The organism is Pantoea sp. BS_8, from assembly GCF_041954965.1.
GTDB lineage: Bacteria > Pseudomonadota > Gammaproteobacteria > Enterobacterales > Enterobacteriaceae > Pantoea > Pantoea stewartii.
In genome coordinates this window covers 1,158,772-1,180,522 of record NZ_JAVAXU010000001.1, presented here as the reverse complement: position 1 = coordinate 1,180,522, position 21,751 = coordinate 1,158,772, and the positions used below count along the sequence as shown (strand labels likewise).

Genomic DNA, 21,751 nt, shown 5'->3' with positions numbered 1-21,751 from the left:
CAGATAAAGACAGGGAAGAGACGAATCAGAGAAGGAATAATATCGTCGGCGTTTTTCTCCTTTGCACAGGGAAGGTGATTAGCGTCAGGTTTTATACTTGCAGAAAATTAAATTTTTGATGGTGACTGACGCGTATTAACCAGGCTGCTGTCGGTTTTATCCCAGGCGAGATGATGTCTGAATATATGCCCATATACGCTGAATACATGGAATATATGGTTATTATTTTGCTTATGAGAGCGTTATCGTAGGTTAAAAATACCTCTAAAACATATGCTTATCGCCACCTCTTTTCAGGAAGGTGGAAAATGAAAACGCACATAACGTCAACCATTCATGCCGATTACGCTGTTCAGTCAGACCGCTCGGGTCGTGTAGGCTTTATTGAGAAGGCCGGATTTGGGGCCGGTGATGCAGCCTGTAATATGCTGTTCAACCCGATAACCCTGTTCCTGTCATTTTTTTATACGGATATATTTGGTCTGGCTCCGGGCGTGGTGGCGACCATCTTTCTTGTTGTCCGTTTTGCAGATGCGATTTTTGATCCTTTTTATGGCGCCTGGATTGATAAAACCACCACACGCTGGGGACGCTTTCGTCCGTGGATCATTGGCTTCGCCGTACCGTTTGCGATGAGTTGTATGGTGATGTTTTACACGCCCGATTTGCAGGGCAATGCAAAGATCCTGTATGCGTTTATTACCTATCTGATTTTGTCACTGCTGTATTCCGGTGTGAATATTCCGTACTGCTCGCTAGGTGGTGTTATCACCACCAATGCGCAGGAGCGGGTGTCCTGTCAGCAGTTTCGTTTTATGGGCGCTGGCTTTGCCAGCTTATTCTGTACTCTGACATTGTTGCCGATGGTGGCTTTCTTCGGTAACGGCAACCGGCAAATGGGCTTCTTTTGGGTCATTACGATTTTTGCCGTGATTTCCCTGTTCCTGTTTGTCTTTTGCGTGGCTACGACACGGGAGCGCGTGATCCCCAAAAGCAACGCCGGGGATTCCATCTTTAACATTATCCGGCAAATCATGAAAAACGATCAGTGGGTCGTCTGTGTCTTTGCCATGTTCCTGGATTGTATTCCGTCGTTTGTGCGCGGGGCCGCGTGTATTTATTTTGCCAAATACGTGATGGGGCTAAACGATTATTATGCCACGCTATTTCTGAGCACCGGGATTGTCGCCGGGATTCTGGGTTCCTATATCACACCGTATTTCACCAACCGCTGGTGCAAAGTCACCGTTTACCAGGCATGCAAAGCTATCGCGCTGATGATGTCTGTCGGGTTCTTTTTTCTGCCCGCGCAGAGTGTGCTGGTGGTCTTTGTCTGGTTCTTTGTTCTGTCAGTGATTCATCAGATTGGCGCGCCCATTCTGTGGTCGTTTATTGGCGATGTGGATGACTATGGCGACTGGAAAACGGGTAAACGTCTGTCCGGCATCTGTGCCTCCGGTAACCTGTTTTCACTCAAAATTGCGCTGGCTGTCAGTGGCGCGATGGTGGGGGCAGTGCTGTCGGTTACCGGTTATCAGGCCAATGTCGCCATTCAAAAAGCTAGCGCGACTGCGGGCATTTATACGCTGATGGTCTGGATTCCGGTCGTGGGTTATCTGCTTTCTGTGTGGCTGGTCCGCACGCGCTACATACTGACCACGGCCAAAATGAAAACCATCGAAGACGACCTGTTATCGACGCATCCTGAGTGAGCCTCTGCGCGTTGGCCACAGAGAAGACAGAAGGGGAGAAAATGATTAAGTACTTTTTTCAAAAACAAAACTACATCGGCCAGGTCAATGACGCGCTGTACGGTTCTTTTGTGGAACATCTTGGACGTGCGGTCTACAGCGGTATCTATGAACCCGGTCATGTCACGGCGGATCGGCACGGTTTTCGTCAGGATGTGGGGGCCCTGGTGCAGGATCTGGGGATTAACACCGTACGCTATCCTGGCGGCAACTTTGTCTCTGGTTACAACTGGCGAGACGGTATTGGGCCGCAAGCTGAGCGTCCGGTGCGGCTGGATTACGCATGGCTTACCAAAGAGAGCAATCAGTTTGGCATTGATGAGTTCGCGACCTGGTGTGAAAGCTATGGGCTGACGCCCATGATTGCCGTAAATCTTGGCACCGGCACGCCGCAGGAGGCCGGTTACTTTATTGAGTACTGTAATGTGGCATCGGGTACCGCGCTGAGCGACTTGCGTATCCAGCATGGTCGGGCAGCGCCGTACAATTTCAAACTCTGGTGCCTGGGTAACGAGATGGACGGTGACTGGCAAACCGGGCAACTGAGTGCAGAAGATTACGTGAAAAAAGCCCGTGAAACGGCAAAAATCATGCGCTGGGTCGATCAGGATATCAGGCTGGTCGCCTGTGGCAGTTCAAACTCGTTACAGGCCAGTTATCCGGAATGGGATCGCATCGTTCTGGAAGGGCTTTATCATCAGATCGATTACCTTTCCTGCCACCACTATTTTGAAAACAGCACCGGCAATCCGCAGGACTTCCTGGCGTCTTTCCAGCGAATGGATGATTTTATTCATACCATCACGGCCACAGCCGACTATGTGAAAGCCAAACTGCGTAGCGATAAAAAAATGATGCTGTCGTTTGATGAATGGAATATCTGGTCCATTGAAGGCGAGCCCTGGCAGGATTACTTCACCGATCCCGCTAATCGCTATCAGGAAGCACCGCCGTTACTTGAACAGTCTTACACCTTCCTTGACGCGCTGACGTTTGGCGGGCTGATGTGCTCGTTACTCAATCACTGTGACCGCGTAAAAATGGCTTCTCTGGCCCAGTTAGTTAATGTGATTGCCCCCATCTTTACCCGTCCGGGAGGGGAGGCCATTCGCCAGACGATCTACTGGCCTTTCCAGATGGTGAGCCATTCCGGGCGAGGGCATGCGTTACGCTATTTTGCCAATGTTCCTACCCTGAAGACGGTGCATGGCGAAACCCGGCAGATACAGAGCGCGGCGGTGTACAACGAAGAGAAACAGCAAATTGCCTTCTTCGCGCTCAATATGCACGCGCATGATGCAGCGGATGTGGCCTTTATGCTCGATGGCTTTGGTGAAGGGACGATAGCCGAACACAGCATACTGGCAGGTTATGCGCTGGACGCAAAAAACACTTTTGCTCAGCCCGACAACGTGGTGCCAACGTCACGCACGCTCACTGAGGCTGAACGTCGTCAGATGCAGGTGACGTTGCCGCCGCTGAGCTGGAACCGGGTGCTGATTGATCTGCGGGGTTGAATACAGGTCGGGCCGGCCAGGTTGGCGGGCCCGGAGACAGACATAAAAAAACCAACCGTAAAGGTTGGTTTTTTCGGGATAATTTGGTCGGCACGAGAGGATTTGAACCTCCGACCCCTGACACCCCATGACAGTGCGCTACCAGGCTGCGCTACGTGCCGAACTTTGGAGAGCTAGTCTACTGATTATCAGCACGAATGCAAGCGTTCCAACGCCTAACTGCCTTATTATTAATCAGTTAGCGATAAAACGCTTCTCTTCTGTGAGCACCTGCAACAACAGCGCCAGCTCGGGTTTATGATCCTTCAACGTATTGCCGTCTGCGTCGTAGGCGCGATAGCTACCGTTATTGTTGAGCACCAGCGTGACTTTCGGCGTGGTGATGACCAGCTTATTGTCTTCGCTACTGGTCACCCAGTCATGACGGCGCTGTGCCGCAAACAGATCTTCACCCTGCGCATAATTCACCGGATTCGTTCGCACATGCAGCAAGCGCTGCATCAGCGTCACCATCACGTCCTGATGATCGGAAAGGCGCGCCACCGTCTGTGCGGGCGTGTCCGGCCAGTGAATCACCAGCGGCACCTGCAGGTTTTGGCGATTTCCCTCGTTATCCGGATCGCCCTCCAGCGCGATACCGTGCTGTGCAGTAATCACGACCACGGTGTTTTTCAGCAAATCACGCTGCTGTAGCGTAGTGAGGATCGCCTGAATCTGTTCATTTAGTGCCGGTGCCTGGCGCAGATAGCTGCGCTGGCGGGTTTTGTCATTGTTGCCGCTGATATCCGGTCCGTTCAGGGCCAGCCAGGAGAACCATGGCGTGCCGTCAACTTTTTGCGTGCTCAGCCAGTTTTGCCATTGCGATACGGTGCTGGCATTGGGCTGATCGCCGCTGGCAGGCAGCGAGTAATCTGACAACAGCGCCTGACGGTACAACGGCTGGTTGAAGCCGTCAGAAGAGAACAAACCAAACTGATAGCCCTGCGTACTCAGCGCCGTCAGCAGGGCAGAAGGCGTACGTTGCGCCAGCACGCCGTTCATATAACTGGGTGAAATACCGTAGAACAGGCCAAACAGCCCCCTTTCAGCGTTATCCCCTGCGCTGAAGTGCTGCGTGAAACGCACGTTCTGACGGGCAAACGCGCCTAGCGCGGGCAGCGCCGTGTCGGTGTTGGCGCTGTTCAGGCCATCCACCGTGATCACTAACAGGTTATCGCGCGTACCTTTATCCGCAAAGGTGATATCGCTCAGCGGATACTGCACGGCCGCCGCTTCGGGATCGCCTTGCTGTACCAGGCGGCGTTGATATTCCTGCGCATCCAGTAAGCCGTGGCGCTCCAGGAAACGTCGCGCGGTCATCGGGTAGGAGAGCGGCAGATTGGCGCGTTGCATAGTAATAGGGCGGTAGAAGTTGGCGTCCGCCCAGATATACATCAGGTGGCTGGCAAAGAAGGCGCAGATAAACAGGGCCGCCAGCGGTTTGCCAAAAGAGCGGCGGTTCAGGCTACGTAGCTTCTGCCAGCTCCAGGTGGCAAACAAAATTTCCACCAGAAAAATCAGCGGCACGCCGATAAACATCAACTGCCAGTCGCGCGCCATCTCACTTTGATCAGGATTGATCACCAGTTCCCATACCACCGGATTAAGGTGAAGATGGAAACGGTTAAATACCGCGCTGTCGACCATCAGCAGTGTCAGCCCTGCCGTGGCCACCACCGACGACAGGACCCGCATCAGACGTTGCGACATAACGACGAACGTCAGCGGAAAAATAATCAGTAAATAGGCGGCAAAGACAATAAAGCTGAAGTGGCCAATCCAACTGCTGTACGCATAGATACGTCCCGCCAGGGAGGCAGGCCAGTCGGCAACCAACAAATAGCGGCTACCCAAAATGAGCGCGAAAAAGATATTAAACAGAGCAAACCAGTGTCCCCAGCTAATCATCTGGGAGACTTTTTCGCGGTAGCGCTGTCGGTTGGTTACCATAGTTTTACGTCAGACCGGCAAATTAATGAGTACTGTCGTCTACCGACGCCTGTAGCGCATCAGCAAAAGAACGAGCCAGAGCGCGGCGTTGCGCAGGCGCAACATCGCTGTTAATCAGGTTGGTTACCATGTTCCCCAGAACCATCAGGGAGAGATCGGTGGGAGCCTGGTCTTTTTGCAAAACCTGCGCCATTTCCGCGAGGAGTTGTTCAACGCGTTGGTCGCTGTAACGGGATGATTGTGGCATAGCGAAAACTTATCTCGTCTCAAAAGGCGATATAGTACCGGAACAACGCACTTTTTTCCGCAAATTTATCGAAAGCATCCGGTCTGCGTTATGCAGAGAGTTGAAAGCTGCTGCTGGCGGTGTTTGAATACGCGCCTGTGCTACCAGGAGGAGTTTACCATGAGTCTGGATATCGACCAGATTGCCTTGCATCAGTTAATTAAACGTGATGAAAATCAGCTAGAGCTGGTGTTGCGTGATTCGTTACTGCCGGCCACCAGCACGGTCGAAGCAATGTCGGAAGAGTTGCACCGTGTTTACAGTGCGAAGAGTAAAGCTTACGGGCTGTTTAATGCGGAAAGCGAACTGGCCGAGGCGCTGCGTAACTGCCGCAAAGGACATGATGATTTCCTCGCCTTCAGCCGGGCGGCGACCGGACGCCTGCGTGATGAACTGGCAAAATATCCCTTTGCAGAAGGCGGCGTGGTGCTGTTTATTCAGTATCGTTACCTGGCGGTAGAGTATTTACTGGTGGCGGTATTGAACAGCCAGTCCAGTATGCGCGTCAACGAACAAATGGATATCAGTAGCACACACTATCTGGATATCAATCATGCGGATATCGTGGCACGTATCGATCTCACCGAATGGGAAACCAATCCGGAATCCACCCGTTACCTGACTTTTTTGCGCGGCCGGGTCGGGCGCAAAGTGGCCGATTTCTTTATGGATTTCCTGGGCGCGGAAGTCGGCCTGGATACCAAAGCACAAAACCGTGGCCTGTTACAGGCGGTAGATGATTACTGTGACGAGTCGAATCTGGATAAAAATGAGCGGCAAAATTATCGCCAGCAGGTTTACAGCTACTGTAATGAGCAACTTCAGGCAGGCGAAGAGATTGCGCTGAAGGCGCTGTCTGGCGAACTGCCACCGCTGGGGGATAAAACGTTTGAAGCCTTTACCCAGGAGCAGGGCTATGAACTGGAAGAACATTTCCCGGCCGACCGCAGCACCTTACGTCAGTTAACCAAATTTGCCGGGAGCGGCAGGGGGCTGACGCTAAATTTTGATGCCATGCTGCTTGGCGAGCGCATTTTCTGGGACCCGGTGACGGATACCCTGACCATCAAGGGCACGCCGCCCAACCTGCGCGAACAGCTACAGCGCCGTACCAGCAGTAAATAATGGCGAGCCGGACACGGCGTTCCGGCTGACCGCAGACAAAATAAAAGGGCCGGTTTCGCAACCGGCCCTTCTACTTTCAACTCACCCGGCGATTAAGCGCGAACGAAGTCGATGTGGTGCAGTTTTGGCTTGAACGGGTGACGCTGAACAGCCTGCACTTTAACTTTGGTTTCTTTACCATCAACAACCAGCGTCAGAACTTCTTCGTAGAAGCCTGGCTTCGCTTGCAGGTTCATTACCTGGTCGTGGTCAAGGTCGATAGAAACAGCCGCTTCTGAACCACCATAGATGATGGCCGGGAAACGGTTTGCTGCGCGCAGGCGGCGGCTCGCACCCTTACCCTGCTCTTTACGTTCTACTGCATTGATAGTGAACATTAATACGTCTCTTTATAATTTCTGCTACAGGCGACCCAGTAACAGAAGGGTTATTCAACACCGCTGATGCACATGCAAAAGCGGGCGGCATTATAGCCGTAATCCCCCACCGGGGCAAACGCTAATACGACCTAGCGGAGTTCATTGGCCCGGCGGAAACGGCCCTGATAGTCAAACAGCTTCTCGCGAATCTGCCAGAAGCGGCCTTTGGCGCGCGCCACAACAAAATCGGGATGACGCAGCAGCGGCTGTAAGGCCAGCACATCGGCGGCGGTTTGCCAGCCCAGCGGCACGCCGGGTGCGCGCTGGTGCGGGCGCATAAAGAGCTGTTCGAAGGCCTTGCGCTGTGCAGGGGTTTGCAGGCGAAAGCGCTCGCTGACGCTGGTGCCGTCTTCATCGAAGTAGGTAGCGTTGAGCCATTCGCCTTTTTCATCGCGGCCCTGTTCCAGGGTCATGCCACCGCAGCGCAGAACCCGGGCATCTTTCAGTTTCAGGGCGGCTTTGAGCATATCGTCAGGATCGACCAGAATCTTGTCGCATTCGCGGCAGCGACGCGCGGCAATGTCGTTCTCTGCGTTGCACTCCGGGCAGTTTTTAAAGCGGAAACGGTAGTCGCACTGTTCACGCTCGCCCTCGTCGTCCTCTAAAACGCCCTGGCATCGCCGGCCGAAGTGCTCAATCACCATGCCATCGCTTGTGGCTTTGCCCCAGAAGGTGTTGGCGAAACCGCAGGCAGGGCAAAACACCTGCACGGGCTGATTGTCGCTTTTCCCTTTTGGCGTCCCCACTTCGGGCGTAAACAAATCATGGGGATTACCGGCATAGTCCAGAATCAGGCAGTCCTTCTTGCCGGGAGACAAACGCAGACCACGCCCGACAATCTGTTGATACAGGCTGACCGATTCCGTGGGTCGCAGGATGGCAATCAGGTCCACATGCGGCGCATCGAAGCCGGTCGTTAACACGGCGACGTTCACCAGAAATTTAAGCTGCTGGGCTTTAAAGGCGGCGATCAGGGCATCGCGGTCTTTGGCATGGGTTTCCGCCGAGACCAGCGCGCTGTTTTCCGGCAGCAGGCTCAGAATTTCCCGTGCGTGTTCGACCGTGGAAGCAAAAATCATCACGCCCTGGCGATCGTCGGCAAATTCCACAACCTGACGAATGATCTGTGGGGTAATACGCTGCTGCTGTTTGAGTTCCCGGTTCAGATCGGCTTCGCTAAACAGGCCATTCGCCTGCGCGGTCAGGCGGCTGAAATCATACTGCACGACCGGCATATCCAGCCGTTCAGGGGGCACCAGAAACTGGTGCTTAATCATATAGCGCAGGGGCAGTTCATAGATGCAGTCGCGGAACAGGGCTTTTTCGTCGCCACGCACCATTCCGTGATAATGAAAACGGTAGATCCAGCCCTTGCCCAGACGGAATGGTGTGGCCGTTAAGCCCAGTAAACGCAGGTTGGGATTGTGCTGACGCAGATGCGTAAAAATCTGTTGATACTGGCTCTCTTTGTCGTCACCAATGCGGTGACACTCATCCACGATCACCAGCGAAAAGGCGCTGTCAAACAGGCTGAGGTTTCGCGCAACGGACTGCACGCTGCCAAACACGACTTTTCGCTGGCTCTCTTTGCGCTGTAAGCCTGCCGCAAAGATATCAGCCTCCAGGCCGTAAGCCTGATATTTGCTGTGATTTTGCGCCACCAGCTCTTTGACATGCGCCAGCACCAGCACCCGGCCGCGGGCCAGGCGTGCCAGTTCCGCGATCACCAGGCTTTTTCCTGCCCCGGTGGGCAGCACTATCACGGCAGGTTCATGATGACGACGGAAGTGGGCGACGGTGGCATCCACCGCTTCCTGTTGATAGGGACGTAAAGTAAAAGACATGCTGCTCACTTTTGGAAAACCTGCTGCAATTATGCCACGAATCGGCTATAAACGCGCTGTCAGAGAGACGCCGTTCAGGCTATACTTCCCAGACTTTTTCAACGGTTAATAACGCCGTTTTAGTTTCCCTCCGCAGTAACAGGCAAAACACATTCATGCGACTCGACAAATTCATTTCTCAGCAACTGGAAATCAGCCGTGCTATCGCCGGACGCGAAATCCGTGGTCAACGTGTCACCGTTAATGGTGAGGTGGTGCGCGATACCGCGTTCAAACTCCAGCCCGATCACGAGGTCGAGTATGACGGCAACGTGCTTCAGATGCAGACCGGGCCGCGCTATTTCATGCTGAATAAACCGCAGGGCTATGTCTGCTCCACGGACGATCCCGATCATCCTACCATCGTCTATTTCATCGAAGAACCGATGGCATTCAAACTGCACGCCGCAGGCCGGTTGGATATTGATACGACCGGATTAGTGCTGCTGACGGACGACGGACAGTGGTCGCACCGTATCACTTCACCGCGTCACCATTGTGAGAAAACCTACCGTGTGACGCTTGAAGCGCCGGTAAGCGACGATACCGCTGCGCAGTTCAGTGCAGGCGTACAACTGCATAACGAAAAGAGCCTGACCAAACCCGCACAGCTTGAGATCATCACACCGACGGAAGTCCTGCTGACGATCAGCGAAGGGCGCTATCATCAGGTCAAACGCATGTTCGCCGCCGTGGGGAATCGGGTGGTGGAGTTACACCGTGAGCGCATTGGCGCCATCGTCCTGGACGAGGACCTGGAACCGGGAGAATACCGCCCGTTAACAGAAGAAGAGATAGCCAGCATTGGCTTGCCTGACGAACTGAAACAGAAATAGCGAGAAAGCCGGTGCGCAAGGAAAAAAATTCGCCAATGGGGTTGGTGATCATTCTCGGCCTGTTAGCGATGTTGATGCCATTGTCGATAGATATGTATCTGCCTGCCATGCCACAAATTGCGCGTCAGTTTGCGGTATCCGCAGGCAGCGTACAGATGACGCTCAATCTTTATATTCTGGGGTTCGCCATTGGGCAGTTGATCTACGGTCCGCTGGCCGACAGCTATGGTCGCAAACCGGTGATAACGTTGGGCACCCTGATATTTGCCTGTGCGGCGGCAGCCTGCGCGCTTTCTCAGTCAATAGAACAGCTTATCGCGATGCGTTTTTTGCACGGCCTGTCCGCTGCGGCTGCCAGTGTCGTGATTAATGCCCTGATGCGCGACAGCTACTCGAAAGAGGAGTTTTCGCGCATGATGTCCTTCGTGATGTTAATCACCACCATTGCGCCACTGCTGGCCCCCATTATCGGTGGCTGGCTGCTGTTGCTCTGGAGCTGGCACGCCATTTTCTGGACACTCTCGATAGCCGCGCTGATTACCACCGTTCTGGTCGCGACTCAGATTCGGGAAACGCTGAAGCCTGCGCAGCGCCAGCGTTTTCATCTGCGCACGACGCTAGGGAATTTTGTGGCTTTATTTCGCCATAAACGGGCGTTCAGCTATATGCTGTCGAGCGGGTTCTCCTTTGCGGGACTGTTTACCTTTCTCAATGCGGGCCCGTTTGTTTACATCGAGCTCAATCATATTTCGCCGCAAAGCTTTGGCTATTATTTTGGCCTGAATATCGTGTTTTTGTTCATCATGACCCTGATTAACAGCCGCGCGGTGCGCCGTTTTGGCCCTGTCACCCTGTTCCGTTTTGGGTTACTGGTGCAGTTTGCGATGGGCATCTGGTTGCTGGTGGTCAGCGCGTTTGATCTGGGGTTCTTGCCGCTGGTCTTCGGTATCGCCATGTTTATCGGCTGTGTGTCCATGGTGTCATCAAATGCCATGGCGGTAATTCTGGATGAATTTCCGCACATGGCCGGTACGGCGTCTTCACTGGCGGGCACGCTACGTTTCGGCGTGGGCGCACTGGCCGGTGCGCTGCTCTCCCTGTTCAGCTTTAACAGTGCCTGGCCTATGGTGGGCACCATTGCGCTCTGTGCAACGCTCTCCGTTGCGCTCTTTCTCTACGCGTCACGTCCGCATTCTGCCGCCCGCTAAGCAGGCGGCAGCCTTCGCTGTCGCCTGTCCTGACCTGCAAAGACAATAATGTTTCTTATTTGTGAAAAAAAATAGCAAATAAAGTAATCACATTGGGTCTAAAATGATTGTTAGTTATCATCAAACGCGGTACATATAGCCCAAAATGAGATTCAACTCGCAATTTGGCTGATAACGCGCATGACAGGTTCGGCGCGCGATGCTGATACCGTTGGTGGTGAATTGGCTGCATTCTCTGGAGATACTGATCACTATGTTGCAACTTTCGGTGGTGCATCGTTTACCCCAGCGGTTTCGCTGGTTGAGCGATCGTCATAGCGTGATTGAGACTGACGATACGGATTCAGAAGAGCACGATGTTATCGCGCTTCGTCTGATAAGCCACGATGGCGTGCCTGCCTGGGAGATTTTGCAAGAACTGAAAGACATGCTGGCCGCCATTCAGGTCGATGGCAAAATTGCCGAGTGCGAAGGGCAACCCTGTCTTTTTATCCGCCGTTGTGATGAAAGCGCCACTAACTGCTGTCTGAAAAACCAGGGCGTTGCGATTGCGGAGACCTTTATTGGTCGCTGAGCGCCACTGACCTGAGCAGCTCGCGAGTATAGGCTTGCTGTGGGGCGGCGAATAACGTTTCACAGTCACCTTGTTCCACCACCTCTCCCTGTCGCAGGACGATCAGCTGATGGCAGAGCGAGCGAACCACTTCCAGATCGTGGCTGATAAACACATAGCTGAGCTGACGTTGCTGTTGCAGCCCACGCAGCAGATCCAGAATCTGTTTTTGGACCGAGCGATCCAGCGATGATGTGGGTTCATCCAGCAACAGCAGTTCAGGCTCCAGAATCAGTGCGCGTGCAATAGCGATTCGCTGCCGCTGTCCGCCCGAAAACTCTGCCGGATAACGATGGCGGCTCTCCGTGTCCAGCCCGACTTCTGCCATCACCGCGATAACCCGCTCTTCCTGCTGTGCCGCACTCAACTGCGGAAAATGCACCGCCAGCCCTTCGGCGATAATTTGCAGGACGGTCATGCGCGGATTAAGCGCAGAGTCAGGATCCTGAAACACTACCTGAATACGGCGGCGAAGCGGCAACAGCTGTTTACGTGACAGTTGATGCAGCGGTTGATGATCAAACCAGACTTCGCCCTGAGCGGCTATCAGTCGCAGCAGGGCCAGCCCGGTGGTGCTTTTCCCCGAACCGGATTCGCCCACCAGCCCCAGGCTTTCCCCGCGTTTCAGGCGAAAACTGATCGAGTTGACGGCAATCTTTTCGCCCGTTTTACGCTTAAACAGCCCCTGATGCAGGGGGAAAGTGACGCGCAAATGCGCCACGTTCAGCATCACAGGAGATTCGGCCGCGAGCGGCACGGCGCGGCCTTCCGGGTTGGCCGCAAGGAGTTGCTGAGTGTAAGCGTGCTCCGGCTGACGAAGCAGAACCGCGCTGCGGTTGTGCTCCACCACCTGACCGGCGCGCATGACGCTCACGTTATCCGCCAGCTGACGAACGATGTTCAGGTTATGCGTAATAAACAGCATCCCCATATTCAGTTCCTGTTGCAGTTCACGCAGCAGGGTAAGGATTTGCGCCTGTACCGTGACATCCAGAGCGGTCGTCGGTTCATCGGCAATCAACAGCTTCGGTTGGGTGAGCAGCGCCATGGCGATCATGACGCGCTGGCGTTCACCGCCGGAGAGCTGGTGCGGAAAATCATTGAGTCGCGAGGCGGGCTGGCGAATACCGACGCGATCCAGACAGCGAATAATCTCTGCCCGTGCCGCTTCCCGCCGCAGCCCGCGATGCAAAGACAGAACTTCGTACAGCTGTTTTTCGATGCTGTGCAGCGGATTGAGAGAAACCATGGGTTCCTGAAAAATCATCGCCATTTGATTGCCACGCAGTCCGCGAAGGCGCTGCTCTGATGCCGTTAACAGGTTCTCACCGGCGAACAGAATCTCTCCCTGCGGATAGACGACGGCGGCCTCATGCAGGAGCCGCATGACTGACAGGGCCGTGACGCTTTTCCCTGAGCCGGATTCGCCTACCAGCGCCAGCGTTTCTCCCGCCTCAACGCACAGTGAAACATCCTTCACGACCTGATGCAGCTGTTTGCCCTGACGAAAGGCGATGGAAAGGTGATTAACGGCAAGCAGTGGCGCGTCCATTCAGACTCCTTTACTGGGATCGAAGGCGTCGCGTACGGCTTCACCAATGAAAATCAGCAGCGACAGCAGTATCGCCAGCGTAAAAAAGCCAGATAAACCCAGCCACGGTGCCTGCAAATTATTTTTTCCCTGCAGCAGCAGTTCACCCAGCGAAGGCGAACCGATGGGCAAGCCAAAACCTAGAAAATCGAGGGACGTCAGCGTGGTAATCGAACCGCACAGAATAAAAGGCAGAAAGGTCAGCGTAGCGACCATCGCATTCGGCAGCATATGCCGCAGCATGATGCGTGCGTCGTTGACGCCCAGCGCCTGCGCCGCGCGAATATAGTCAAAGTTGCGGGTACGCAAAAATTCGGCACGGACCACGCTGACCAGGCTCATCCAGCCAAACAGCACGGTCACCAGTAGCAGCCACCAGAAGCTGGGCTGAACCACGCTGGACAGCAGAATCAGTAAAAACAGCGAAGGCATACCGGACCAGACTTCTGTAAGTCGTTGTCCTATCAGATCTGTTTTGCCGCCAAAGTAGCCCTGTATTGCGCCAATGACGATACCGATGACGCTGGAAAACAGCGTAAGCAGCAGACCGAACAGAAGCGAAATACGCAGACCGTACAGCAACCGCGCCAGCACGTCGCCACCGTTGGCGTCAGTACCCAGCCAGTTTTGTCGCGAGGGAGGTGAAGGGAAAGGCACCTGTGACGCAAAATTGAGGGTATTTGCTCCAAAGCGAATGGGTGCCCAGAGCGCCCAACCCGCTTTTTCCAGCCGCTGTTGCAGCCAGGGATCCTGATAATCGGCTGCCGTCGCAAAGTCGCCGCCGAAGTCAGTTTCGCTGTAGTTAAAAAACAGAGGCGCGTACCAGCGGTGCTGATAGTGCACCAGCAGCGGCTTGTCGTTGGCAACCAGCTCGGCACACAGGGAAAGAACGAAGATAAACAGAAAAATCCACAGCGACCAGTAGCCGCGTCGATGATGCCGGAAGCGCTGCCAGCGTTGCTGGTTTAAACGCGAAATCTGCATTATCGCCTCTCAAAATCGATACGAGGATCAACCAGCGTGTAGGTCAAATCACTCAGGATATTCATCAGCAACCCAATCAGGGTGAAAATATACAGGGTACCAAACATCACCGGATAATCCCGCTGGACGGTGGCATCAAATCCCAGCAGACCTAAACCATTCAGCGAGAACATCACCTCAATCAGGACCGAGCTGGTAAAAAACATACTGATAAAGGTGGCGGGGAAGCTGGCTATCACCAGCAGCATCGCATTGCGGAACACGTGGTGGTACAGGATACGGCGCTCGGAAACCCCCTTAGCCCGGGCGGTGACGACGTAATGTTTGCGAATCTCATCAAGAAACGCATTTTTGGTCAGCATGGTTAAAGTAGCAAAACCGCCAATGACCGTAGCCAGCACCGGAAGCGCAATATGCCAGAGATAATCCCCCACCTTGCCGTACCAGGGCAGGGTGGCAAACTGCGGCGAGGTCAGCCCGCGCAGGGGAAACCAGTCGAAATAGCTGCCGCCGGCAAACAGGACTATCAGCATAATACCGAACAGAAAAGCAGGCACCGAGTAGCCAATGATGATGAACGTGCTGCTCCAGATATCAAACGGGCTACCATTCCGCACGGCCTTTTTTATCCCTAACGGAATCGACACCAGATAGATAATCAGTGTGCTCCACAGGCCGAGGCTGATGGATACCGGTAAACTCTCTTTAATCAGTTGCAACACAGACGCACTGCGAAACAGGCTGTCACCAAAGTCAAAGCGCAGGTAGTTCCACAGCATCGAAAGATAGCGCTGCCCGATGGGTTTGTCGAAACCGTAACGCTTTTCAATTTCGGCGATAACTTCCGGGTCCAGACCACGTGCGCCGCGATACTGATTATCGCCAGGCGTTGAGCGGTTCAGGCCGGCCCGCGTTCCGCTGCTGTCAGCGCCGCCTGCGCCGGGCATGCCGCTGGTCTGGCCAAACTGAATGTTCGCCAGCGCCTGATCAACCGGGCCGCCGGGCGCGATCTGCACAATGAAAAAGTTGAGTGTGATAATGGCCCACAAGGTCGGAATGATCAGTAACAGTCTGCGAAAAAAGTACATTGCCACAGGATGTCCTCAGCGTCGGTTAGCGGGCAGGCGGCCGGCTTTACTGACGTCATACCACCAGTTATCCAGTCCCGTACTGTAATCAGGTTTCCTCGCAGGATGGGAAAATTTATTCCAAAAGGCAAGGCGCTGGTCGGCGCTGTACCACATCGGGATCATGTACGCATTCCACAGCAAAATGCGGTCCAGCGCCTGCCCCAGTGGCAGCAAGGCGTCGGCGTCACCCTGATGGTCGACAATCGCTTTAACGAAGTGATCAACGACGGGATCCTGAACCCTGGCGTGGTTCCACGAGGACTGAATATAGTCCGACTGCCAGCTAGCCTGCAGGTTACGTGAGGGCGTTGGCATCGCGAGATACACCGTGCTGACCATATCATAGTCGCCGCTGCGCAGGCGACGCAGATACTGAGAGCTGTCAATCTGACGCAGCGTTAAGGTGATCCCCAGGCGGGAAAGGTTATGCTGGTAGGGAAGGGCCCATTCGCTATTGGTGCCACCGGGCAACAGCAGCTCTGCCGTAAAGGGTTTTCCGTTCTTATCGTTCACCAGGCGTTGGTTTTTAACATGCCAGCCAGCCTGGTTCAGCAGGGACATGGCTTTAAGCAGGTTCGTGCGATCGTAACCGCTGCCATGGGTTGTCGGGGGTGCCCAGGCGTCGGTAAAGATGTCCGGCGGTAACTGCGCACGGAAAGGGGTGAGTAGCCGTTGCTGTGCGGCATCAGGTTGGCCCTGTGCAGCATATTTTGTATTCTGGAAATAGCTGCTGGTACGTTTAAAAGCATGATAGAACAGCGTTTTATTCATCCATTCAAAATCAAAGGCCAGCGCCATCGCCTGGCGTACCCGTCGATCCTGAAACAGGGGTTTTTGATTATTGAGCGCCAGCCAGCGCGTATCAATTGACGCGGTATTGGGCATAGATTCTTTCACAATCTGCTGATCGTCAAAGTGACGGCCACGGTACTGCGTTGCCCATTTTTTCGCGGACGTCTCTTCTCGCAGGTCGAAAGCGCCGGCCTTAAACGCCTCAAACGCCACGTTGTCATCCAGGTAATAGTCGTAACGCATGACGTCAAAATTAAAGCGCCCGCGGTTGACCGGCAAATCGGCTGCCCAGTAGTCCTTCACGCGACTGTACTCAATAAACTGGCCCAGCTTCCAGCGGCTGATGCGGTAAGGTCCGCTCGACAGAGGAGGCTGACTGAGCGGTTCGTTAAACTTTTTATTCTGCCAGAAGGTATGCGATATCACCGGCAGCGATAGTAAGCTCAGCATCAAATCTTTGTCGGGTGCCGGTAACGTAATACGCACCGTCAGACGATTAACCGCCTCCATCGTCACGCCGCGATAATAGAGACGAAACTGGGGCACGCCTTCGGTCATGAATGTGTGAAACGTAAACGCGACATCCTCAGCGGTAATGGCAGAGCCATCGTGAAATCGCGCACGCGGGTTAAGGGTGATCTCCATCCAGCGAAAATCAGCGGGATGACGGGCGGATTCGGCAATCAGCGGATAGTAACTGCCGGGTTCATCATCCGACGTGGTAAATAAGCTGTCATACAGTGTGCCGGTGCCCGCCGCCGGATTGCCGCGCGATGCGTAGCGGTTGAAATTGTCGTAGGTGCCGGGCACAGCCTGAACAATTTTGCCGCCCTTCGGCGCGTCAGGGTTCACATAGTCGTAATGATGAAAGTCCACGGCATACTTCGGCGTGCCCAACTGAGCAAACGTGTAACTGACCTGCACCGGGCTGGCGTGCAGCGGGCTGGTCAACCAGCAGCACAGCAGCAAAACAACATAGCGGAACGGCATAAAGAGGGCGGTCTCCTGAACGTTTTGACACCGCAGCGGTGTTACAGGCTGATGGACTGGCTGGTCTGGCGCAGAAAGAACGCCTTGACCTGTTCGGGCGGTAGCGGGCGGCTAAACAGATAGCCCTGCAAATGTGTCACGCCACGGTTGATCAGCCAGCTTGCCTGCTCATCCGTCTCAACGCCTTCCGCCACGCTCATCAGATTCAGTTTCTTTGACAGCTGTAAGACTGTATCCAGTACGGGCGAGGTAATCGTTTCGGTGCCAATACTTTGAACAAACCCACGGTCAATCTTCAGATAATCAAACGCATACTTTTCAAGATAGATTAATGCACTGTGCCCGGTACCGAAATCATCTACCGCAATTTTAATTCCGCGCTGATGAAGCCAGTTAAACAGTGCGGCCGCGTTACTGTTTTCCACCACAGCACGTTCAGTAATCTCAAAAACGTACTGAAAGTGATCGTGCGGCATGCTGTCTTGCCAGTACAGCACATCATCGCGAAAGCTGCAGGCACCCAGATGCAGCGGCGAAATATTAAGACTGATGCAGGTTCCTTTCGGCAGCGTGTGGCGCAGTAGATGTGCATCACGTGCAACCAGCTCAAAAAGGTGCCGGGTCAGGGGAATGATTTGGTTTTGCGCTTCGGCATAACTGATAAAAATGTCGGGTGAGATTGCTTCGCCTGAAGGGTGCGTCCAGCGAAGCAGCGCCTCAATGCCGTAAGATTGCCTGTCTGCTGCTGTGATGATGGGCTGATATTCAACATGAAACTCGCCACGTCGAATGCCCATCGTGATTTCTTTACCGGGACGGCGCACCCGGGACAGTAGCACCCAGCTCATCCCGCTGACAATTAACGCAAACAACAGGCTAATCAGCATGATCGTTTGGTAGTCGCTCGCCGATAAGGTTGAACCATAAAGTGCAAACTGAAACGGCAATCCGTCCATTGGCGTCTGCATAAGGGGTGAGGGGATCAGGTGATTTCGCACCAGCGTGGGCTGCCAGCTTGTCAGGGCAGTATTATGCGCAAGTAACGCGATACCGGTAATTTCGGGGTGAGATGACGCTTTGAGTTGATAAGGTGACAGGCTGACATTCAGCGTGACAAACAGGCCTGACTGCTGGGTGCCAGGTTGTTTGATCCAGATCGCCAGCGCCGGTTTTGTTGGCTGCATTGGCGTTCCGGGCAGTAAACGAATATCCCGTTCACGTGTAGGATCGGTGCGCGGTGAGAGCGCGCTGAGCGGCTGAAAGAAACTGCCCGTCGCCGAGGAGCAAAAGGCATTACCGTCTTTAACCAGGATAATGGCGCGTATGTCACCCGCAAAGGCTGCACGCGCGGTTAATTCGTGATTAACGATGTAGCATTCAGACTTAACTAAGGGAAGCAGCGGAATGAGGGTATCTGAAATAAGGGCGTTCACGCTGTGCTGAAAATCGGTGCTGCTGTCGATGAGCAACTGCTTGTGTTGTTGCTTGCGATGGTGCTGGGTCTGAATAAGCAAAACAGACGTTAACAACAAGAAAAACAAACTACCAACAATCGCGCTCTTCCACGCGATGCGACGAGGATAAGTTGCCTGGCGTATCAGCGCCCGCGACAATGGCATGAAGTGCTTCCCCTGATCAAAATACAAAACTAAATGATGCACAATCGCACACATTTTCGCGTTTGAGAATATAACGAGTCAGTTAGTAATGTCTCGTTATTATTTTGATAAACAAGTATTTTTTTACGTTGATTCGCTGGATTCAGAAAAAAAAAACGCTGCATAGGCAGCGTTCTTTTTTCTCTGGCTGAGAGGACGTTCGTTCTACACTAGCTCGGATTGCGACTTAATACCCGACGTGCTTCGCGATAACGTTTTTTCCAGTAATCTTCATTAAGGCTGGAGATCATCACGCCGTTGCTGGTCGAGGCATGAACAAAGTTGTCGTTGCCAAGATAGATACCAACATGACGGCCGGTGGAACCTGCACGGAAGAGGACTAAGTCACCCGGGCGCAGTCTGCTGCGTGCGATTTCTTTCCCTGTTCCCTGCTGTTCGGAGGTCGAACGAGGAAGATCTAATCCAAATTGTTCACGAAAAGTACGCTGTACGAAAGCGGAACAATCAATGCCGCGTTTAGTATCACCGCCAAGACGGTAACGTACACCTTTCCAGCTCGCGTATTGATCCATGATGCGTGTCTTAACATCGACATTACGCACCATCTCTTCGAACTCATCCTGAGACGCTTGAAGTAAAAAACCATTCTGGTTGTTAACTTCATGATTCTCGATTTTTGCGTTATGGGTACTGCTACAAGCTGAGAGGAGTGTTGCCAGCGCCAGAGCGGGCGCTATCCGCCAGATATATCTCAGTATTGGTTGAGACTTGACCATTATTCGGGTTTTCCTTCGAAGTCCTTACGACAAGATTGTCGCCAGCCAGATGACAAAACGGAATGAGATTAATAAGCCAGCCAGAACAAGACAACGCTTTAATTATAAAAATGTGTAAATCACCACAATTTATCTGTTAAAGAATGCTTAATACCGCGACTTCTTTCTCACTGCGACCGAGATTAACCGATTCCCGAGGCCGTGGCGAGTGCTTTTAATCAAATTCTGATAGGTTTTTTTGATACTTATCAAACTTAAATGACTTGATCACTTTATCAACAGGAATGCAAGTGTAATAACAGGATGAAAGGGGAAAACAGACGCTAATTCCAGGCATAGTGCGGGTTACGGGGAGGGCGGCGGCGCGGCTGGCTTTCATCAGACAGGATAAATCCCATAATATCATCGGCTTTAGCGTGATTTTTTGTTAGCGTGCTAATTGTTACTTTGAGTTTTTTATAAGTAAGGGCGGTTTAAAATTTAATCATTAACCCGCCCTCGCTAATTAATTACCCTTGGGGTTTATTTTTGCCCGGTAATTTGTGATAAAACCAATTAACCAGATAATCACTTGCCGGTGTTAATAACCACCAGCTCAATCCCACCAGAACAACAGAAAGCGAACCCACCGTAATATCCGTAAACCAGTGCGCGCCAGCCATCACGCGCGGCAAAGCGAATAAAACAACAATAACTACGCCGACTAAAAACGGGCGAAAGCCAAAATAACGCCACATAAATGCCGCAAAGATCATCAGCATCATGCCATGATCGCCGGGAAAACTGTCCTTTGACGCATCTTTAGCGGGAATGCCGGTCAGCTCACTGACACGATGCACGCCGTCAAAAAACAGCGTCGGGCTGGCGTGTTTGACCGGCAACAGATGGCCGGCCTGATTCAGAACGACCGCAGTCACAAGCATGGTAATGCCAATGGCCAGCATACGACGTCGACCGGTGGGCGTTTCGCGGTACCACAGCCACAGATAGAGCAAGCCCATTGCCAGCAAGGACACGGCATCAAAGCCGCGAAAATTAGTGATGGCAACCAGCAGGGCAAACGCCGGGTGAGCAACCATCTCATTATTGAAGGCGAAAAAAATCCCTTTATCAATTTCAAACCAAAACCCGTGATGAGGCGGTAAGTACCAAGAAAAAAACAGCATCATCCCCAGTGCATTAAGCAGGAGGATGGTGACAAGACGTGTTGCGTGCATAAATCTGCCCCAGTAAAAAAATAACCGCCGACCATAACCATGTCAGCTTAAACGAATCTTCAACAAGGCGGATTGTAAACTATTCCAGTCGGCAGGTGCGGAATGAATCATCTCAACACGGCTGTCTGGCGGCGTTGTGTCCAGCAATGCATAATGAAAATCCTCCCCCTGACGATTGATACTGACTGAGCCTTCCTTTATTCGCAGGAAGCCTTTGACCCGATCTACAGGGGCAAGCCGCGCCCATTCAAGCAGGGGCTGAGCATCAAACACCGTTTCATTGTCAAAAAGCCAGCCGCAGGCGACATAACCCTGGCCCTGATTGAGCGCCCGACGCCACGCGCTCTGCCCGTCAAGACGAATTGCCGCAATACCACTGCCCGGGGGCGTTGAATGAGAGTGATGTGCAGGATGCGGAATGTCACGCGGCGCACCTCGCGGTTTGTCCAGTAAGGCTGGAGGGATACGGCCAAATTCCGTAGCCACAAACGGGCGATCGGCCTGATGCGCTTCCCGCCATTGTGCCAGGCGCTGCTTATCATGGTCACTCCAGCGATCGCGTTTATTGCCAACGATGATGTCGGCGGCGAGGAGTTGATCGCGAAAGTTTTCATTATTGAGGATACGTGGGTCGGCAAGCTGGCGCGCATCCAGCAGCGTCAGCGTCGCCTGAAGCGTGAGCCAGGGCTCATAGGCAGGCGAGGTCAGCATGGTCAGGAGCTGGCGGGGATGGCCGAGTCCAGTGGGTTCGATTAATAAACGGTCGGGTTTATTCTGCTTTAACAGCCTGTTCAACCCAATTTGCATGGGCAGTCCGTTAACGCAACACATACAGCCGCCGGGAATCTCTTTTAGCGTGGCGCCGCGGTTGGCAAGTAATGCGCCATCAATACCTATCTCACCGAATTCATTGACCAGTACAGCCCAGTTTTCCCCGGCGGGCTTATGCGCTAACAGGTGAAGCAACGTAGTGGTCTTTCCGCTGCCTAAAAATCCGGTAAGGAGGTTAACACGTGTCATGCCTG

18 protein-coding genes and 1 tRNA gene are annotated in these 21,751 nt (G+C 53.3%); 6 read left to right on the top strand and 13 right to left on the bottom strand.

The annotated features are described in order from the left end of the window. The first annotated feature begins 308 nt into the window (after positions 1 to 308). Both RAC65_RS05340 and RAC65_RS05335 read left to right on the top strand, forming a co-directional pair. A complete protein-coding gene (locus RAC65_RS05340) occupies positions 309 to 1,712 on the top strand; it encodes a glycoside-pentoside-hexuronide (GPH):cation symporter (RefSeq protein ID WP_375096442.1) in 1,404 nt (467 codons plus the stop codon). A gap of 41 nt (positions 1,713 to 1,753) precedes the next feature. Further along, complete coding sequence (locus tag RAC65_RS05335; protein WP_375096441.1) at positions 1,754 to 3,268, top strand: alpha-N-arabinofuranosidase; 1,515 nt, start codon at positions 1,754 to 1,756, stop codon at positions 3,266 to 3,268. 84 nt (positions 3,269 to 3,352) lie between these two features. On the opposite strand, the gene RAC65_RS05330 is transcribed toward RAC65_RS05335, so the two are convergent. From RAC65_RS05330 to RAC65_RS05320, 3 genes are all read right to left on the bottom strand, one after another. After that, positions 3,353 to 3,429: transfer RNA gene (locus tag RAC65_RS05330), tRNA-Pro, on the bottom strand. Positions 3,430 to 3,502: 73 nt separating this feature from the next. Beyond that, positions 3,503 to 5,257: an LPS biosynthesis-modulating metalloenzyme YejM gene (gene yejM, locus RAC65_RS05325; RefSeq protein WP_375096440.1), complete on the bottom strand. Its 1,755-nt coding sequence runs from the start codon at positions 5,255 to 5,257 to the stop codon at positions 3,503 to 3,505. Positions 5,258 to 5,279: 22 nt separating this feature from the next. Beyond that, positions 5,280 to 5,504, bottom strand: a complete 225-nt coding sequence (locus tag RAC65_RS05320) for a YejL family protein (RefSeq protein WP_006119976.1) — start codon at positions 5,502 to 5,504, stop codon at positions 5,280 to 5,282. A gap of 159 nt (positions 5,505 to 5,663) precedes the next feature. Between RAC65_RS05320 and yejK the strand changes: the two genes are divergently transcribed. Then, entirely contained in the window at positions 5,664 to 6,668 is a 1,005-nt protein-coding gene (yejK, locus tag RAC65_RS05315; protein WP_375096439.1) for a nucleoid-associated protein YejK, read from the top strand. Between the two features lie 92 nt (positions 6,669 to 6,760). On the opposite strand, the gene rplY is transcribed toward yejK, so the two are convergent. Both rplY and RAC65_RS05305 read right to left on the bottom strand, forming a co-directional pair. Further along, the gene (gene rplY, locus RAC65_RS05310) at positions 6,761 to 7,045 is read right to left on the bottom strand and encodes a 50S ribosomal protein L25 (RefSeq protein ID WP_006119974.1); all 285 of its coding nucleotides are present in this window, start codon (positions 7,043 to 7,045) and stop codon (positions 6,761 to 6,763) included. A gap of 131 nt (positions 7,046 to 7,176) precedes the next feature. Then, complete coding sequence (locus tag RAC65_RS05305; RefSeq protein ID WP_205950537.1) at positions 7,177 to 8,931, bottom strand: DEAD/DEAH box helicase; 1,755 nt, start codon at positions 8,929 to 8,931, stop codon at positions 7,177 to 7,179. A gap of 155 nt (positions 8,932 to 9,086) precedes the next feature. Here RAC65_RS05305 and rsuA point away from each other — a divergent pair, with 155 nt between their 5' ends. The 3 genes from rsuA (at position 9,087) to RAC65_RS05290 (ending at position 11,588) form a co-directional block, all read left to right on the top strand. Then, complete coding sequence (gene rsuA, locus RAC65_RS05300; protein WP_033740587.1) at positions 9,087 to 9,806, top strand: 16S rRNA pseudouridine(516) synthase RsuA; 720 nt, start codon at positions 9,087 to 9,089, stop codon at positions 9,804 to 9,806. An 11-nt stretch (positions 9,807 to 9,817) separates the two neighbouring features. After that, on the top strand, positions 9,818 to 11,014 hold the full coding sequence (locus RAC65_RS05295) for a Bcr/CflA family multidrug efflux MFS transporter (RefSeq protein ID WP_006119971.1): 1,197 nt from the start codon (positions 9,818 to 9,820) through the stop codon (positions 11,012 to 11,014). A 253-nt stretch (positions 11,015 to 11,267) separates the two neighbouring features. Then, complete coding sequence (locus tag RAC65_RS05290; RefSeq protein WP_375096438.1) at positions 11,268 to 11,588, top strand: hypothetical protein; 321 nt, start codon at positions 11,268 to 11,270, stop codon at positions 11,586 to 11,588. Here the strand turns inward: RAC65_RS05290 and yejF are convergent. The 8 genes from yejF to RAC65_RS05250 form a co-directional block, all read right to left on the bottom strand. After that, a complete protein-coding gene (gene yejF / locus RAC65_RS05285; RefSeq protein ID WP_205956646.1) occupies positions 11,575 to 13,179 on the bottom strand; it encodes a microcin C ABC transporter ATP-binding protein YejF in 1,605 nt (534 codons plus the stop codon). The two genes, RAC65_RS05290 and yejF, sit on opposite strands and share 14 nt — an antisense overlap. After that, the gene (locus RAC65_RS05280; protein ID WP_058708433.1) at positions 13,180 to 14,202 is read right to left on the bottom strand and encodes an ABC transporter permease; all 1,023 of its coding nucleotides are present in this window, start codon (positions 14,200 to 14,202) and stop codon (positions 13,180 to 13,182) included. Beyond that, positions 14,202 to 15,296, bottom strand: a complete 1,095-nt coding sequence (locus RAC65_RS05275; protein WP_006119967.1) for a microcin C ABC transporter permease YejB — start codon at positions 15,294 to 15,296, stop codon at positions 14,202 to 14,204. Before RAC65_RS05275 ends, RAC65_RS05280 begins: the two co-directional genes overlap by 1 nt. A 9-nt stretch (positions 15,297 to 15,305) precedes the next feature. Continuing rightward, positions 15,306 to 17,114, bottom strand: coding sequence for an extracellular solute-binding protein (locus RAC65_RS05270; RefSeq protein WP_006119965.1), 1,809 nt, complete (start codon positions 17,112 to 17,114; stop codon positions 15,306 to 15,308). Positions 17,115 to 17,155: 41 nt separating this feature from the next. After that, positions 17,156 to 18,733, bottom strand: coding sequence for a cyclic di-GMP phosphodiesterase (locus RAC65_RS05265; RefSeq protein WP_033740578.1), 1,578 nt, complete (start codon positions 18,731 to 18,733; stop codon positions 17,156 to 17,158). A 209-nt stretch (positions 18,734 to 18,942) separates the two neighbouring features. Beyond that, on the bottom strand, positions 18,943 to 19,509 hold the full coding sequence (gene mepS / locus RAC65_RS05260; protein ID WP_006119961.1) for a bifunctional murein DD-endopeptidase/murein LD-carboxypeptidase: 567 nt from the start codon (positions 19,507 to 19,509) through the stop codon (positions 18,943 to 18,945). A gap of 509 nt (positions 19,510 to 20,018) precedes the next feature. Next, positions 20,019 to 20,726, bottom strand: coding sequence for a phosphatase PAP2 family protein (locus RAC65_RS05255; protein ID WP_006119960.1), 708 nt, complete (start codon positions 20,724 to 20,726; stop codon positions 20,019 to 20,021). Positions 20,727 to 20,768: 42 nt separating this feature from the next. Continuing rightward, entirely contained in the window at positions 20,769 to 21,746 is a 978-nt protein-coding gene (locus RAC65_RS05250; protein WP_375096437.1) for a CobW family GTP-binding protein, read from the bottom strand. Positions 21,747 to 21,751 lie beyond the last annotated feature (5 nt).

Coding starts and splice junctions, on each gene's coding strand:
- RAC65_RS05265 (WP_033740578.1), bottom strand. CDS start 18,733: ATGCCATTGTCGCGGGCGCTGATACGCCAGGCAACTTATCCTCGTCGC.
- RAC65_RS05255 (WP_006119960.1), bottom strand. CDS start 20,726: ATGCACGCAACACGTCTTGTCACCATCCTCCTGCTTAATGCACTGGGG.
- RAC65_RS05290 (WP_375096438.1), top strand. CDS start 11,268: ATGTTGCAACTTTCGGTGGTGCATCGTTTACCCCAGCGGTTTCGCTGG.
- RAC65_RS05340 (WP_375096442.1), top strand. CDS start 309: ATGAAAACGCACATAACGTCAACCATTCATGCCGATTACGCTGTTCAG.
- RAC65_RS05305 (WP_205950537.1), bottom strand. CDS start 8,931: ATGTCTTTTACTTTACGTCCCTATCAACAGGAAGCGGTGGATGCCACC.
- RAC65_RS05280 (WP_058708433.1), bottom strand. CDS start 14,202: ATGCAGATTTCGCGTTTAAACCAGCAACGCTGGCAGCGCTTCCGGCAT.
- mepS (WP_006119961.1), bottom strand. CDS start 19,509: ATGGTCAAGTCTCAACCAATACTGAGATATATCTGGCGGATAGCGCCC.
- rplY (WP_006119974.1), bottom strand. CDS start 7,045: ATGTTCACTATCAATGCAGTAGAACGTAAAGAGCAGGGTAAGGGTGCG.
- RAC65_RS05270 (WP_006119965.1), bottom strand. CDS start 17,114: ATGCCGTTCCGCTATGTTGTTTTGCTGCTGTGCTGCTGGTTGACCAGC.
- RAC65_RS05250 (WP_375096437.1), bottom strand. CDS start 21,746: ATGACACGTGTTAACCTCCTTACCGGATTTTTAGGCAGCGGAAAGACC.
- RAC65_RS05335 (WP_375096441.1), top strand. CDS start 1,754: ATGATTAAGTACTTTTTTCAAAAACAAAACTACATCGGCCAGGTCAAT.
- RAC65_RS05320 (WP_006119976.1), bottom strand. CDS start 5,504: ATGCCACAATCATCCCGTTACAGCGACCAACGCGTTGAACAACTCCTC.
- yejM (WP_375096440.1), bottom strand. CDS start 5,257: ATGGTAACCAACCGACAGCGCTACCGCGAAAAAGTCTCCCAGATGATT.
- yejK (WP_375096439.1), top strand. CDS start 5,664: ATGAGTCTGGATATCGACCAGATTGCCTTGCATCAGTTAATTAAACGT.
- yejF (WP_205956646.1), bottom strand. CDS start 13,179: ATGGACGCGCCACTGCTTGCCGTTAATCACCTTTCCATCGCCTTTCGT.
- rsuA (WP_033740587.1), top strand. CDS start 9,087: ATGCGACTCGACAAATTCATTTCTCAGCAACTGGAAATCAGCCGTGCT.